The sequence below is a fragment of the Saliphagus sp. LR7 genome, assembly GCF_003344565.1.
Lineage (GTDB): Archaea > Halobacteriota > Halobacteria > Halobacteriales > Natrialbaceae > Saliphagus > Saliphagus infecundisoli.
This window is the reverse complement of record NZ_QPND01000044.1, coordinates 1-12,995: the sequence shown is the minus strand read 5'-3', so window position 1 is coordinate 12,995 and position 12,995 is coordinate 1. Positions and strand designations below refer to the sequence as shown.

Genomic DNA, 12,995 nt, shown 5'->3' with positions numbered 1-12,995 from the left:
GCGCAGCGGGTTCGTCCGGATTGTCAACGTATTGTTTGGCAAGATTCTTATACTGTCGTATAGTCGATCGTTTCGACCTCATATCGCAAGACGGCGTCCATTTCCCCACAAATCTAACGGAAACCAGTCGGAAACAGGGGTGAGACCGCCATTACTTTGCGCCGCAACGAAGCAAGATCGACTACTCTGACCACGATCCGGGACTGTACATGTTTCACGCTCACCAGTCGGAGTTCGCCGAACTCGGCTGGATGAGCTTCTTCGAGGTGATCTAACATGGCGGATAAGACACAAAATTCGGCGACTGACAGTGGTGTACAAGCCGAAAAGGAGATCACACAACCTCTCGGACTTCCGCGATGGGTCAGCGCGTTACTCCCGATCGTATTGCTCGTACTCGTCTTGGGCGTGTTCGTATTCACGTCACCGCTCGCCGGTGTTCAGAGCGGTGAACCGCTTCCCGACGTAACGGTCACGCATACGACGCTTCCGAGCGACGGAACGGTTGTACTGCACGTGACGAATAACGGTCCCGAATCCGTGACGATATCACAGGTTCTCGTGGACGAAGCATACTGGAATTTCCAGGTCAAAGGAGCCGGTGGTGACCAAACGCTCGCCCCGATGGAAAGCGCACAGGTCGAGATCCCGTATCACTGGAATCCGGGGTGGGATCTCGAAGTCGCTCTCGTACTCTCTGACGGAGCGACGTTCCATAATACGATCGTCGCTCCGAGCCAAGCACCCGGATTTAGCCTCAATCTGCTCGGAACGCTTGCTGTCATCGGGCTGTTCGTCGGGGTGATCCCGGTCGCACTAGGGATGCTCTGGTTCCCCTATATCAAGACGATGAGTGATCGCTGGCTGCACGCCGTTCTCTTATTTGCGGCCGGCGTACTGGGCTTTTTGGCGTTCGACGCCGGGTTCGAGGCGTTCGAACTCGCCGAGCGGGTGCCAGGCGCGTTCGAGGGCAACCTCTTGGTCGTCTTCGGGATCTTCGGTGCGCTATTACTCGTCCAGGCGATCAGCGCGTGGCGTGAGGGGCGTGTCGACGCTGGTGATAGTCGGGCGAGTAGTGGTCTCTGGATTGCATATCTGGTCGCGGTAGGGATCGGCCTGCACAACCTCGCGGAGGGGCTGGCGATCGGGAGTTCGTTTGCACTCGGGCGTGTGTCGCTCGGCGCGTTCCTCGTGATCGGGTTTATGCTCCACAACGTGACGGAAGGCCCAGCTGTTGTTGCGCCGGTCGCCCGCGGAAAACGCCCATCATTCAAACACTTCGCTGCGCTCGGCGTCATCGCCGGCGCACCAGTCATCCTCGGTGGCTGGATCGGTAGTCTCGCGTACTCGCCAACGATCGGCGCCTTCTTCCTCGCAATCGGGGTTGGTGCAATCCTACAGGTTAACTGGGAGATTGCACGAATGGTTCGGGATGCAGGCGGTCGCGTGGCCAGCGCTACGAATCTGCTTGCTTTCCTGCTCGGTCTCAGCGTTATGTACGTGACCGACCTCTTCGTGGCGCTCTAATAGATCCCGCCCAATTCTATTATAATGTCAATAAAATTTTACAATCGGCGGGCGGTGTTGCGACTTAGCGCTGTCACCCTGACGACTTTCAGCACTGTCGGGTGTTTGAATGGACAGTCATCGTCAAGCCAGGCAATCACGATGCCCGACAACCACACGTTCGAGCCACAGACCGTTATGATCGATTCTGGAGAGACTGTAACGTGGACGAACGAAAGCGACATTGAGCACACGGTCACAGCGTATGAAGACGAGATTCCAGAGGGGGCCGCGTACTTCGCAAGTGGTGGCTTCGAGTCAGAGCGTGCTGCAAGAAGCCGGGTCAAGGAGGGACTCATCGCTCCGGGCGAGACCTACGAACACACATTCGACCACCCTGGAACGTACGGATACTTTTGTATTCCACATGAGGGCTCCGGGATGGTCGGGACAATTCGAGTGGAATGAGCTGATGGCATTGTTAATAACTTAGGCCGAATATTTTATTAATTATTGCTTCTCTATAGGGGTGTTATAGCAGTCGATTTAATAAACGTGCAGTGGCTAGTGACGAGTAATGACCTCACCTGACGAAGATTCCCACAACACAGGTGGTGAACCACCGGATCACACCCATGATCACGGAGATAGATCTCACGAGCAAAAGCGCACGCATGATCACGGCCATGATGATCATGAACACACTCAACACACTCAACACGCAAGACAGAGTGTCGGTGGCGCTTCCCCATCAGTAGACCAAGAGGACGTTGCACAGTTCTCGGTCCCGGAAATGGACTGCCCATCCTGTGCAGGAAAGGTCGAAAACAGCGTCGAAAAACTGGACGGAATCCGCAGTGTCGACCCACAAGTAACGACGGGGACGCTGACAGTCTCTTATGACGGCAAGCAAACGAGCGCCACCGCGATAGCTGATCGGGTTGAAAAGGCTGGGTACACCGTGGAGAACACTGACGAGGTAACCTTGGAATTCACGGTCCCAGAAATGGATTGCCCTTCGTGCGCGGGCAAAATCGAAAATGCTCTCGGCAGGACCGGTGGAGTCACAACATACGAAACCCAGCCAACGACCGGAACCGTCATCGTCACGTGCGATTCTTCGAGAGTTGGAGAAGCCGATATCATCGGTGCTATCGAGAGTGCCGGGTACGAGGTTACAGGTACTTCGAGTGACGACTCAGTACGTCAGGAAGCGACTGAGGAGCGCGAGAGTATCTGGACGAGCCCGCGAGCTCTCAAGACGTGGATTAGTGGTGGAATCGTCGCCCTCGGATTGCTCTTCGAGTTCTTCCTGACCGGGCAGAATATACAGCTTGCAAGTCTTCTCGGTACGGATCTGTTTGTTGCCGATGCACTGTTCCTCGTTGCTGTCGCCTCTGGTGGTCAAGAAATCCTTCGCAACGGCTACTACTCGGCACGGAATCTGAACCTCGATATCGATTTCTTGATGTCGGTGGCTATCCTCGGGGCACTCCTTGCGAGCCTCGCCTTTGGTGAGGCGCTCTACTTCGAGGCCGCCACCCTCGCGTTCTTGTTCAGCGTCGCCGAACTGCTGGAGCGGTACTCGATGGATCGCGCCCGAAACTCGCTCCGAGAGCTGATGGACCTCTCACCGGATGAGGCAACTGTCAAGCGGGACGATAGCACGAAAACGGTTCCCGTCACCGAGGTTATTGTCGGAGACATCGTCGTCGTAAAGCCGGGGGAGAAAATCCCAATGGACGGGACCGTCGTCGACGGTGAAAGCGCCGTCAATCAGGCGCCCATCACGGGCGAAAGCGTGCCCGTCGACAAGACGTCAGGAGACGAGGTGTACGCCGGCACGATCAACGAAGAGGGATATCTCGAGGTGGAGGTTACCTCCGAAGCTGGCGATAACACGCTCTCGCGTATCGTGGAGATGGTTGAAGACGCCCAGTCGAACAAGACCGAGCGTGAGCAGTTCGTCGAACGCTTCTCGACGTACTACACGCCAGTCGTCGTCGCCTTTGCTATCCTGACGACGGTAGCAAGCCCATACGTCCTCGGCACGACCTGGCCTACGGCCGTCGTCTACGGGCTGACGTTACTGGTTCTGGCCTGTCCGTGTGCGTTCGTCATCTCGACACCCGTCTCCGTGGTGTCGGGGATCACGAGTGCTGCGAAGAATGGCGTCCTGATCAAGGGCGGCAACTACCTCGAGGCAATGGGCGCGGTCGATGTCGTCGCCTTTGACAAAACGGGGACGCTCACGAAAGGTGAACTCACCGTCACTGACGTCGTTCCATTGAACGGGAATTCAGAGGAAGACGTCCTCCGGTGTGCATGCGGGCTCGAACAGCGGAGTGAACATCCCATCGGCGAGGCAATCGTTGCTGAAGCCGGCAGCGTAGGGGTCGCCGAACGCGAGATCGACGATTTCGAGAGCATCACTGGGAAGGGCGTGCGTGCCGACCTCGATGGGACTCCCCATTTCGCTGGCAAGCCGGGGCTGTTCGAGGAGTTAGATTTTGACCTCTCGCACGTTCACGCGACGACCGATGGGGGTGTTGTTACACAGACAGCCCGGAAGATGTGTGACCGGAACAACTGTCTCGACCTTCTCGAAGAGACCGTCCCTGAACTCCAGGCGGAAGGGAAGACCGTTGTCCTCGTTGGCACTGAAGACGAGCTTGAAGGCATCATTGCGGTCGCCGACGAAATCCGCCCGGAAGCGAACCGAACAGTGGCGCGACTCAAGCAACTCGGCGTCTCCCGGGCGGTGATGCTGACGGGCGACAACGAACGGACTGCCCGTGCGATCGCCGAACAGGTTGGCGTCGACGAGTACCAGGCCGAATTGCTCCCTGAAGAGAAGGTGACGGCAATAGAGGATCTCGTCGACGAGTACGACGGCGTTGCGATGGTCGGTGACGGCATCAACGACGCACCGGCACTCGCCACCGCCACAGTCGGCGTGGCGATGGGAGCTGCTGGGACCGACACCGCGTTGGAGACCGCCGACATCGCCTTAATGGGCGATGACCTTGCGAAGCTCCCCTATCTCTACGAACTCGCAAATGATGCGAACGGCGTCATCCGGCAGAACATCTGGTCGAGTCTCGCTGTCAAAGCCGGTCTCGCAGTCGCAGTACCGTTCGGATACGTCCCCATCTGGCTCGCCGTCCTCGCTGGCGACGCCGGAATGACGACAGCCGTCACCGGGAACGCCATGCGACTCTCTCGAATTACGCCGGAGACAGACACCGAAACCACCGCTTTAGAGGAATAATATGAGGGCAGTGAACAAGCAAAGCATCGATACCCATACCGAGGCTGATCAGCGGGGAAATCTGTTTAGGCTCTCGTTGCGTCAATTGTGTATTCTTGTTGGATTTATCGGTTCAGGCTTACTGATATATGCTCTCGAAGAAGCGGCCCTCTCTGTCGTAGTTGATCTCGTGTGGATCGTCGGCTACGGTACGACTCTATCCAGTGTTTGGGTCATCTGGATTCGTCCGTTGGATCCCGTCGGATCCTCCCGTCAGGACACGTCCCTCTCCGAAGAATCAGATCCGCCCGAAACTACAGCTGACAGGCACCATGGCGAGTCTGAAGCCTCGGCTACTGTTGAGTTTCCGGCGCAGGATTCGACGTCAACGAAAGGAGATACGTCCCAGGTATCTACCCAAGAACATCCAGAGACCTCATATTCACAATCACTCTACCTTTGACGTGAATTATGACTCTGCACGAGCATCCGCAGGAGGATACGGCAGAACACGAAGCAGCATCTGAAACAGGTGGTAGTACGCGTCGGCTTGCACTCGTCGCAGTTATCAATTTCCTTGGTTTTCTTGTCGAACTGGCTGGTGGAATTCTCTTCGGTTCGGTCGCCCTCATCAGTGATGCGCTCCACATGCTGTTCGACATGCTCGCGTACGCGATGGCGTTTGGAGCGAGCTATACCGCAGAACGGTTCGAAGGCGGTGATGAGTGGTCGTACGGTCTTCATCGATTGGAGCCAGTTGCTGCGTTTCTCAACGGTATACTACTCGTTCCCATGGTCGGATATATTCTGTGGGAGTCCTATCAACGATTCTTGGACCCAGTCGCGATTGACCCCATAATGACATTGATCATCGCTGTCGGCGGCTTGCTTGTCAATTTGGGGTCTGTCTATATTGTCCAAGGAGGGGAGATGAGCCTCAACGAACGCGGGGCATTCTACCATCTCCTCGGCGATGCCGGTGGGTCAGTCGCGGTGATCATATCGACACTAGCCGTCGTCATGTTCGATTTACCCATCGCCGACCCGGTAGCTGCCGTCCTCATTGGTGTCTTAATACTCGTTTCGGCAGGGAAGGTGCTCCACGGGAGCACGTCGATTCTCCTGGAGCGAAGCCCTATCTCACCGGATGGACTTCGAAATGAATTGACGACTATCGATGGTGTTGAGGGGGTCAACGACCTGCACGTCTGGCAAGTATGTAGTCAACTGACGGTAGCGACGGTGCGGCTCCAATATGAGCCAACCTCCCTAGACCAACAACAGATGATCCGGTCTCGAGTCCACCAGCTTCTTTCAGACTGTGGAATAGATCACGCGACCGTCGAACTCGTAGGTGGCAGGGAGATTGATATGGGGACCGACGACCGTACAAGCCACGACCACTAAGCAAAACTCCATCACAAGCTCTCAGATGTTCGAGATTCTCGATGTAACTGAGGGAGACCTCGTCGCGATCCGAGTCGGCCGGGGGACCCGACAGGGATATGACGAACTGTACTCACTGCTCGTCCAGAAAACAGACGAATATGGCGCAGTCCGTGTTCTAGAAGTGGTCCCGGACTGGACGTTTTCGACGTTTCTGTCTCACCTGTACGGTATCATTCCCGACCTACGCTACGGATCGCAGTTCGCGATCAGCCGCTACGCCGCAGTCGGCGATTCGGTCTGGGCGAAATTGCTCTTTGAGTGGTGGAAAATAATCCGTCCCGTCTGGCCAGTCGCACCCGACCAAATGCGCTATTTCGAGATAGAAGAACAGTCAACCGCACTTCGGTGGCTTCAGGAAGTAAATATGGACTGACGAAACCCGAGTTATCTCTGAATACGTAGAGAGTACATAATGACTGCAAGGCCAAGTGCGACGAACACACTGTTAATGAGCACACCGCGTGCTAGTGAGACGGAAAAGAACTGGTTGGCCACGCCTGTCAATAGAGCGCCGAGCGTGATGACACCGAATCCGATACCCAGAACACGGAGCGAATCCTCACCAGTCCGCTGATAGGCTTTGAACGCGATGTAGGTGATCCCACCTCCAAGAAGTAGGATTACGAACTTAACCACCGCAATCGCGGTTATTACTCCGTTCATACCTCGTCCCCCATCATCGACCAGATGTCTGCAAGCCGTTCATCGGTAGACTGCGGTGAACGTTCGACACTCACCGAAAACTCGCCTGTGTCGTCCATGGAGATCGTCACGTCATCGAACGATCGTTCGTAGTGGGTGACTCGTCCGCCACCTGGGTTGATCGTATCCTGCTCTCGCACGAGAGAACCGGAACTGAGCAGTTCTAATTTGCGATACAACGTCGACTTGGGGATGTCACAGGCATCGATGAGTTCGTTTGCAGTCATGGGTTCAACGGTTTCGCGGAGAATGGCCCGGCACTCGGGATCGTCCAGCGCATCGAGGACATCCTGTAACGTCGGTGTATCCTCGGACGACACTGAACTGTCTCCCATTATTCGATTATACGTGTTCGTCGGGATATGATGTCCGATCGTCGTTCGGGAATTCTGCCAACGGTACGAATCCAAGACAGATTACAACACCCAGCTTATAGTGGAAGAGTTGTCGAAAGAGTCGCGAGATAAAATTCGACATAGTGACACTTATAGCGGGGTATTATGACTGGTGCTCAGTTTCAAGTCGTTGTTCTCCCTCTTCAGTGATTTCGTAGAGGCCTCGACCAAGCGGACGGATACACTCGTCATTATAGAGGCGGGCACATGTTTGATCGACAGTAATCGGATGTCTATCGACGGCTTTAGCGACCTCCATCACGTGGCAAGGCGACCGATCAGCAAGCGTTTCCAATATGTCGATGTCGGTCTGGAGTGAGAACTCGCTCATAGTAGAAATTGGATCATGGGCGTATCAGTAACTATACGTTGTCCGAACAGGTCGCTCGGTCAATCATGCTCCGCGTACACCTCGAGAAGCTCCCGATATCGGTTCCGGATCGTTACTTGGCTGACATGATCGACCTCACTTACCGTCTCTTGGGTGAGCTGCTCGCTCGTGAGACGGGTTGCAACATATAGACCGGCGCCCGCCAATTCTGCCGGACTCTTCCCACTGTGGACGTCATTATCTGTTGCCACCTCAAGAAGTTCCCGTGAGCGCCGTTCTGCTTCGTCGGTCACGTCAAGTGATGACGCGAATTGTAAAAGATATTGAGTCGGATTTTCCGGCTCGATTTCTAACCCCAGTTCACGGGAAAGATATCGGTATGCTCGTTGGATTCGGGTTTTTCCGACACGGCTCACGTCGGCAAATTCCGTCAACGACCGCGGCATTCCGTGCTCTCGGTCAGCCACATACAACGAAGCCGTCGACATTCCCTCAATTGAGCGCCCAGGCAGTAGATTCTCCTCTACAGCACGCCTGTACAGAACACCAACGGTTTCCCGAATCAATTCCGGAAGCCCGAGAGCAGACGCCATACGGCTAATTTCACCGAGCGCTTCCCTGAGATTCCGCTCGTGGGCATCTTTCGTCCGGAACCGCATATCCCACGTTCGAAGGCGCTGCAACTGAGCGCGTTGGCGACCGGAAACCGCCTGTCCGTAGGCGTCCCTGTCCTGCCAGCCAATCGTCGTACTCAGTCCCTTGTCGTGCATCAGCTGCATTGTCGGGGCACCAACCCGGCTCTTTTCATCACGTTCGTCCAACATGAACGCGCGCCATTCAGGACCGTGGTCAACCCGGCTCTCCTCGAAAACCAATCCACAGCTCTCACAAGCCGCTTCACCCCGGTCACCATCCTGGGTGATTTGGCCTTGACACTCGGGACACGTTTCACCCTCAACAGACTCCGAGTCCTGCTCACGACTATCTGACGACCGTTCGTGGGTTTGTTTTTTATGTGTCATAAATTTCGTATATAGGTGACCTTCCAGCAAATCGTGAGTCTTCTTAACAATGCCGTGGGATGGCTCCCCAATGAATAGATGGGGGAATCCCATTCGATGGGAATCCGACCTATACTTTTGTCACCATCGCCTCAACAAGCCACATCGTAATTTGAGATCTCCCCACTAACCGACATATGGCTCAAAAGTCAACGAATTCGAACTATGGACTGCTAACACGACGGCGGTTCCTCGCGACGAGTGGAGTAGTTGCACTCAGTGGATGTCTCGGTGGCGAGAACAATGAGTCGCCAAATACGGATGTAGATGGTCCAGTAGCAAACGCGCCGGTCCCAGACGACCCCACGTCAGCCACGTACGCGATGACAGGATCAGCCGACCAACCAACTGTGACCTACTATGGAAACTGGAAATGTCCGTACTGTGCGGATTTCAGCATGGGTTTCCTCGGCAATATCGTCACAGACTACGTTGAGCCCGGTGACATCAGCTTACAATTCCGCTCGTTAGCCTATATTGACGGGAAACCATTCCTCGGCCCTGATGCCCCTCGTGCTGCTCAAGCTGGACTCGCAGCCTGGAATGTGGATCCTGAAACCTACTGGCCATACCACGAATACGTCTTCGCCAATCAACCACCAGAGAGTGAGACGTGGGCCACCACTGACAAACTTGTTTCATTCGCTGAGGAGGCCGGAGTAACGGAGACGGGACAGTTCCGAACGAAGATTCAGGAGCAGGCCTACGAATCACCGATTTGGCAGACGAGTCAGGTAGCAGCCGACGCCGACGTTTCGGGAACCCCTGCCCTCATAATCGATGGCGAAACGGTCAACCCGTTGAGTGACGAACAACGAATCCGTACTCTCATCGAACAACTCGCAGATGGGTCATGACCGAATCCGGCTCGTATTGGGCAGTGCAACCCTCGTCGCCGGAATTGCGACGGCTGGGAGTCTCTGGTTCAGCTTCGGTCTCGGACTGGTACCGTGCGACCTCTGTTGGTACCAACGAATTCTAATGTACCCGCTAGTCGTCGTCCTCAGTGTCGCAACGATCGAAGCCCGTCCTGCAGTCTGGCGGACTGTTATCCCGCTTTCAGTCCTCGGTGGAGTGACCGCAGCTTATCATTCGGTACTGCAGGCGACGACAACCACCTGTTCTTTCGGTGGATCGTGTGGCGCTGTCCAATGGCAGGAACCGATATTTGGACTGACGATTCCGAACCTCTCACTTCTCGCATTCATTCTCGTCACAGCCACAGGGCTCAGCTGGTCGAGGATGGCTATGAGACGGAACGAGACGAACATCACAATCAATGACAGAACCCAGCAATAACTCACTAACACGACGGACGATCGAAACTCCGTGTATAGCTTGTACAGACCGCTCTGTTATCCGTTCCTTCAAATGACAGAATCAACTTCACCTGTTCGCTCAGTTGTGGCTGCGATGGGGCTCACGTACGGCTCCACAATTATCGGATCGGTCGTCATTACTGTCGCTGCCACACTTCTGGCCGTATTCGGAATCGATGTCACAGCTCGCCCATCGTTGCGTCTCGTGTTGAGTACAATCCTATTGCAAGGGGTGACATTCGGAGGGGTCGCTGTCCTCTATCTCAAAGTCCGCGATCTCGGCTTCGACTTCGTCCCGCTTACGATTCCGGACAGGCGTGATGTGATCGTGACCATCGCCGGAATAATTACGCTCCTAGGCCTGCTCGTAATCGCTTCGACGATCATCTCTTTGCTCGGACTTGAGTCGGCACAAAATCAGATCGTGACGATTGGTCAGCAGAATCCAGTGGTATTTCTACTGCTCGTTCCTCTCTCGTTTCTGCTAGTCGGCCCCGGAGAGGAACTATTATACCGCGGACTGGTTCAGGGTACGCTCCGAGAAACGATGCATCCGGCCCGTGCAATCGTTCTTGCGAGTGCCCTCTTCGCGTCGATCCATCTCTTTTCGCTGTCCGGTGAAGGGAAGCTGGTGTACGTCGGTATCGCATTCGTTCTCGCTCTGGTACTGGGCGCAACATACGAGTACACCGACAACCTCACTGTTCCGGCCGTGATTCACGGTGCGTACAATGCGGTACAGTTTGCGAGCGCATACCTGACGGCAACGGGAGGAATATAACACTTTGCTAATCTTTTCTCCTCACTATTTGACTCCCGATAGCAGCATTGAGGTTCGCCTGCGATATTTATCCCGGCCGAAAAATCCACGCGCTGTCCCCTGAATTGGGTCTCCGCCACCCTGCTCTATTGAACATACGGGATAGGAGACCGATTCATAGTGTTGGGGTGAGTTTCTTGAGGTTGTTGAGTGTAAACAAGAGGACTTGAGGTTTTCATTGAGTATGTGAACGGCACTGCCTCTACAAAGGTTGAGACTTCAGTGTGGACAGTCGGTCCGTCGAGCGTGTCTCATTGGTGGCTGAAAACGCCAAACGATCCTTGTCGCCATCGTCCGACTCTCACCCACCAGACAGTCCACGCGAGTGGGGTCAGGAGTCACGCACGCAACTTGCTTCCCGGCAGAGACGTATACTTCATTAATTTCGACCGGTCCAACGAGATCGAAGGGAGGCGCATCGAGCGCTCTGGCAAAGCACTTGACGCACCGGTACATCGTTTATATGTAAGATCGAAGTCTACTACGGCTACGTCACTGAAATCATCGGAAGCCAATCATCGACCTTGACGAGCGACTTGGACCGCTCTGGACATTCTGATTGGATAGCTGCCTTGGAACCCGAATGATCGCCAGGCAGACATAGCGAGACCGACTTCTGAAACTACCATTCCGACGCCATCGAGTGATACCAACCCGGCTTCCTCAACTTGGCCGAGGGCTAACCGAACACGTCATCCGTCATTGACTGCGGCTGGTGAACTGGTTACAGGGGCTCCGAAACCGCTTGCTTGCTTCGTCGCGTAGACTAGCCCACCTGTGAAGAGCCCGATGCTCGCCACCAGGAAAAGCATCGTGAACGGAGACTTTGTGTCGACGAACACCCAGTAGAGCGGCGCCGCGATCGACGGCCCAGCAACAAGTACGACAATTTGAGCAACGATCGGTCCGCAGCACCCACACGCACAGGAGCCGACGATGGCACTCGTTCCGGCCGTCCCCTCGGTGGTTCCGGCGATCGCAACGTCCTCGGATCGCCACTGGTAGGCGATCAGTGCGGCGTTGAGCCCGACGAGTGTACTCAGGCTACCGACGAGTACGACTGATCCGATTGATGCGGCGACGAAGAACGGGATCTGTGGGAGGAATACCTCGAGGGTCGGCCACCGAACGAGCTGGTACTGGACGGTTTCGATTGCCACGATCGTGTGGTGAGGTGATCCCTCACTCGGGAAGAACGTCAGATAGCCGCTCAGTGCCGAGAAGTACACGGCGAGGAGGAATCCGACGCCGATTCCAAACCGACGGGCCGTCGTGTCGTGCAACGCGACACGGATCCCATCCTGCGCATCTTTCCAGATGATGTATCCTAGGAGTACGGGCGTGGCGAGCACGATCACGTACCCCAACGGGTTCGTCGTGCTGGCAGGGCCGGGAATCAACGCCGGGTACGCGACCCAAAGTCCGATCAAGATTCCGAGGGACGTGTACCGCGGTCGGCCTGGCCACTTGAGCCACCCGACGACGAAACTGACAATCGCGATTCCGACGCCGGTTAACAAGGCCATCGGCGGGTACCACGAACGGGGGATCGGCATCGTACTGGCGCTGTAGGACGCGTCAGGTGCGAGGCCATCGAACACCATTGCTCCGGTCGTGACGACGGCGAGACCGGCAAAGGCGGCGTAGAGCGCCGTCGTTGGGGAGATCCGTTCAGTGCGCTTGAGTGATCAGCGCAACGGATGAATACGCAGATGGCGTATTCTTCGTAATGAACGGAGCACGTCGGTTCGAGCTCGTTGAGCATCTGTCGGACGGAGAGTTGGATCAGGCGATTGATGCGGCCCAGAAGGCGGACGAGACGTGTCTCGTCCGACGATTATGCTTCGTGAAGAGTCTCTACGACGGACGAACGCAGCAACAAGCTGGTGAAGCCGTCGGCGTCTCCCAACCGACGAGTAGTCGCTGGGCACGCGCGTGGAACAACGGTGGTGTCAACGGACTTCGCCCACGCTTCGGCGGCGGCCGGCCGCCGAAGCTTACCCCAGCACAGTGGAACGAGTTCTGTGGGCTCCTTGAAGACGGCCAACCGTGGACGCCACGGGAAATTCACACACTCATCGAAGACCGCTACGGCGTCAGCTATCACCCGACGCATCTCGCTCGGAAACTTCGCGCCTCAGGAATGCACTACGCCAAGCCAC

At 55.7% G+C, this 12,995-nt stretch carries 14 protein-coding genes and 1 pseudogene; 10 read left to right on the top strand and 5 right to left on the bottom strand.

Annotation, left to right across the window (positions count from 1 at the left end):
* Positions 1 to 276 precede the first annotated feature (276 nt).
* The 5 genes from DVH23_RS22625 (at position 277) to DVH23_RS22600 (ending at position 6,578) form a co-directional block, all read left to right on the top strand.
* Entirely contained in the window at positions 277 to 1,527 is a 1,251-nt protein-coding gene (locus tag DVH23_RS22625; protein ID WP_114579607.1) for a ZIP family metal transporter, read from the top strand.
* Between the two features lie 141 nt (positions 1,528 to 1,668).
* Complete coding sequence (locus DVH23_RS22620) at positions 1,669 to 1,974, top strand: plastocyanin/azurin family copper-binding protein (RefSeq protein WP_232833905.1); 306 nt, start codon at positions 1,669 to 1,671, stop codon at positions 1,972 to 1,974.
* Between the two features lie 109 nt (positions 1,975 to 2,083).
* Positions 2,084 to 4,777, top strand: coding sequence for a heavy metal translocating P-type ATPase (locus DVH23_RS22615; protein WP_114579605.1), 2,694 nt, complete (start codon positions 2,084 to 2,086; stop codon positions 4,775 to 4,777).
* Between the two features lie 450 nt (positions 4,778 to 5,227).
* On the top strand, positions 5,228 to 6,163 hold the full coding sequence (locus DVH23_RS22605; protein WP_114579603.1) for a cation diffusion facilitator family transporter: 936 nt from the start codon (positions 5,228 to 5,230) through the stop codon (positions 6,161 to 6,163).
* Between the two features lie 25 nt (positions 6,164 to 6,188).
* Positions 6,189 to 6,578 (top strand): STAS/SEC14 domain-containing protein, encoded by a 390-nt coding sequence (locus tag DVH23_RS22600; protein ID WP_114579602.1) that lies wholly within the window; start codon positions 6,189 to 6,191, stop codon positions 6,576 to 6,578.
* Positions 6,579 to 6,589: 11 nt separating this feature from the next.
* Here the strand turns inward: DVH23_RS22600 and DVH23_RS22595 are convergent, their stop codons facing one another.
* The 3 genes from DVH23_RS22595 to DVH23_RS22580 form a co-directional block, all read right to left on the bottom strand.
* On the bottom strand, positions 6,590 to 6,868 hold the full coding sequence (locus DVH23_RS22595; RefSeq protein WP_114579601.1) for a hypothetical protein: 279 nt from the start codon (positions 6,866 to 6,868) through the stop codon (positions 6,590 to 6,592).
* A complete protein-coding gene (locus tag DVH23_RS22590; RefSeq protein WP_114579600.1) occupies positions 6,865 to 7,242 on the bottom strand; it encodes a helix-turn-helix domain-containing protein in 378 nt (125 codons plus the stop codon). The genes DVH23_RS22595 and DVH23_RS22590 overlap by 4 nt, the downstream gene beginning before the upstream one ends.
* Before the next feature lie 450 nt (positions 7,243 to 7,692).
* Positions 7,693 to 8,655, bottom strand: coding sequence for a transcription initiation factor IIB family protein (locus tag DVH23_RS22580; protein WP_114579608.1), 963 nt, complete (start codon positions 8,653 to 8,655; stop codon positions 7,693 to 7,695).
* A gap of 176 nt (positions 8,656 to 8,831) precedes the next feature.
* On the opposite strand from DVH23_RS22580, the gene DVH23_RS22575 reads away from it, so the two are divergent.
* The 3 genes from DVH23_RS22575 to DVH23_RS22565 all read left to right on the top strand — a co-directional run bounded on the left by DVH23_RS22575 (position 8,832) and on the right by DVH23_RS22565 (position 10,794).
* A complete protein-coding gene (locus tag DVH23_RS22575) occupies positions 8,832 to 9,551 on the top strand; it encodes a DsbA family protein (protein ID WP_114579598.1) in 720 nt (239 codons plus the stop codon).
* Entirely contained in the window at positions 9,541 to 9,993 is a 453-nt protein-coding gene (locus DVH23_RS22570) for a disulfide bond formation protein B (protein ID WP_114579597.1), read from the top strand. Before DVH23_RS22575 ends, DVH23_RS22570 begins: the two co-directional genes overlap by 11 nt.
* Before the next feature lie 114 nt (positions 9,994 to 10,107).
* On the top strand, positions 10,108 to 10,794 hold the full coding sequence (locus DVH23_RS22565; RefSeq protein WP_198668073.1) for a CPBP family intramembrane glutamic endopeptidase: 687 nt from the start codon (positions 10,108 to 10,110) through the stop codon (positions 10,792 to 10,794).
* Positions 10,795 to 11,184: 390 nt separating this feature from the next.
* Here the strand turns inward: DVH23_RS22565 and DVH23_RS22560 are convergent.
* Positions 11,185 to 11,274 (bottom strand): annotated as a pseudogene (locus DVH23_RS22560) (IS1595 family transposase); the annotation flags it as partial.
* A 251-nt stretch (positions 11,275 to 11,525) separates the two neighbouring features.
* Positions 11,526 to 12,191, bottom strand: coding sequence for a hypothetical protein (locus DVH23_RS22555; protein WP_157972587.1), 666 nt, complete (start codon positions 12,189 to 12,191; stop codon positions 11,526 to 11,528).
* Between DVH23_RS22555 and DVH23_RS24005 the strand changes: the two genes are divergently transcribed.
* Together DVH23_RS24005 and DVH23_RS22550 are read left to right on the top strand one after the other, a co-directional pair.
* Complete coding sequence (locus tag DVH23_RS24005) at positions 12,175 to 12,405, top strand: hypothetical protein (protein ID WP_157972586.1); 231 nt, start codon at positions 12,175 to 12,177, stop codon at positions 12,403 to 12,405. The genes DVH23_RS22555 and DVH23_RS24005 overlap by 17 nt on opposite strands.
* Before the next feature lie 112 nt (positions 12,406 to 12,517).
* On the top strand, positions 12,518 to 12,995 hold a 478-nt coding region (locus tag DVH23_RS22550), incomplete at its 3' end, for a helix-turn-helix domain-containing protein (protein WP_198668071.1).

Coding starts and splice junctions, on each gene's coding strand:
- DVH23_RS22575 (WP_114579598.1), top strand. CDS start 8,832: ATGGCTCAAAAGTCAACGAATTCGAACTATGGACTGCTAACACGACGG.
- DVH23_RS22615 (WP_114579605.1), top strand. CDS start 2,084: ATGACCTCACCTGACGAAGATTCCCACAACACAGGTGGTGAACCACCG.
- DVH23_RS22605 (WP_114579603.1), top strand. CDS start 5,228: ATGACTCTGCACGAGCATCCGCAGGAGGATACGGCAGAACACGAAGCA.
- DVH23_RS22625 (WP_114579607.1), top strand. CDS start 277: ATGGCGGATAAGACACAAAATTCGGCGACTGACAGTGGTGTACAAGCC.
- DVH23_RS22590 (WP_114579600.1), bottom strand. CDS start 7,242: ATGGGAGACAGTTCAGTGTCGTCCGAGGATACACCGACGTTACAGGAT.
- DVH23_RS22600 (WP_114579602.1), top strand. CDS start 6,189: ATGTTCGAGATTCTCGATGTAACTGAGGGAGACCTCGTCGCGATCCGA.
- DVH23_RS22565 (WP_198668073.1), top strand. CDS start 10,108: ATGGGGCTCACGTACGGCTCCACAATTATCGGATCGGTCGTCATTACT.
- DVH23_RS22595 (WP_114579601.1), bottom strand. CDS start 6,868: ATGAACGGAGTAATAACCGCGATTGCGGTGGTTAAGTTCGTAATCCTA.
- DVH23_RS22580 (WP_114579608.1), bottom strand. CDS start 8,655: ATGACACATAAAAAACAAACCCACGAACGGTCGTCAGATAGTCGTGAG.
- DVH23_RS22620 (WP_232833905.1), top strand. CDS start 1,669: ATGCCCGACAACCACACGTTCGAGCCACAGACCGTTATGATCGATTCT.
- DVH23_RS22570 (WP_114579597.1), top strand. CDS start 9,541: ATGGGTCATGACCGAATCCGGCTCGTATTGGGCAGTGCAACCCTCGTC.